1 protein-coding gene is annotated in these 968 nt (G+C 60.1%); it reads right to left on the reverse strand.

The window, feature by feature from the left end; translation table 11 throughout:
- Positions 1–915 (reverse strand): aldehyde dehydrogenase family protein (locus RCF13_RS17900; protein WP_308141423.1); only part of this gene is annotated, 915 nt, incomplete at its 3' end.
- Positions 916–968 lie beyond the last annotated feature (53 nt).

Consider the following 968-nt stretch of genomic DNA (forward strand, 5'->3'; position numbering starts at 1 on the left):
TTCGACCAGCCGGTCGACAAAACGTTCGCGCACGTCCTTGTGGACGAAGACGCGGGTGCCGTTCGAGCAGACCTGACCCGTGGAATAGAAATTGCCGAGCATCGCGCCGCCGATGGCGCTTTCAAGGTGGGCATCGTCGAACACGATGATCGGAGACTTGCCGCCAAGTTCCATCGTGACATGCTTCAGATGTTCGCCCGCTTGCGCCATGATGCGCTTGCCGGTCGGCACGGAGCCGGTCAGTGAAACCTTGGCCGTCAGGCGATGGTTGACGAGTGCGGCTCCTACATCGCCGAAGCCCTGCACGACATTGAACAGTCCGTCGGGCAACCCGGCTTCCTTGTAGGCTTCGGCCAGCGCCAGAGCCGAAAGCGGCGTATTTTCTGACGGCTTGAAGATGAAGGCATTGCCCATTGCGAGCGCAGGCGCGGATTTCCACGCGGCGATCTGGATGGGATAGTTCCACGCGCCGATGCCGACGCAGATGCCGAGCGCTTCGCGGCGCGTATAGGCAAACGAGCCGCCCAGTTCCACGAACTCGCCGTTGAAACCGGAAATGATACCGCCGAAAAACTCCAGCGCATCGGCGGCTGAAGCGGCATCCGCCACCAGCGTTTCCTGAAGCGCCTTGCCGGTATCAAGCGTTTCGAGCTTCGACAGTTTCTTGTTCTTCTCACGCAGGATTTCCGCCGTGCGGCGCAGTATGCGTCCGCGCTCGACGGGCTTCAGCGCGGCCCATTCGCCTTGCGCTTTCAGCGCAGCCGCATAAGCCGCCTCGATCACGCCGGGCGTGGCGGAATAAAGCTTGGCGATCTCTTCACCCGTCGCCGGATAGATGACTGGCAAAGGCTTTCCTGCCTTGTCTTCCACGAATGCGCCGCCGATGAAGTGCGAGGCTTTGGGTTGTACTTTCATTTCTGGTTCCTTGTTTAAGGGAATAGGGGGGTAGGGCAGTAAGGCAGTATGTT

It is taken from the genome of Stenotrophomonas maltophilia group sp. RNC7 (assembly GCF_030910085.1).
In the GTDB taxonomy this organism is placed as follows: Bacteria; Pseudomonadota; Gammaproteobacteria; order Xanthomonadales; family Xanthomonadaceae; genus Stenotrophomonas; species Stenotrophomonas sepilia.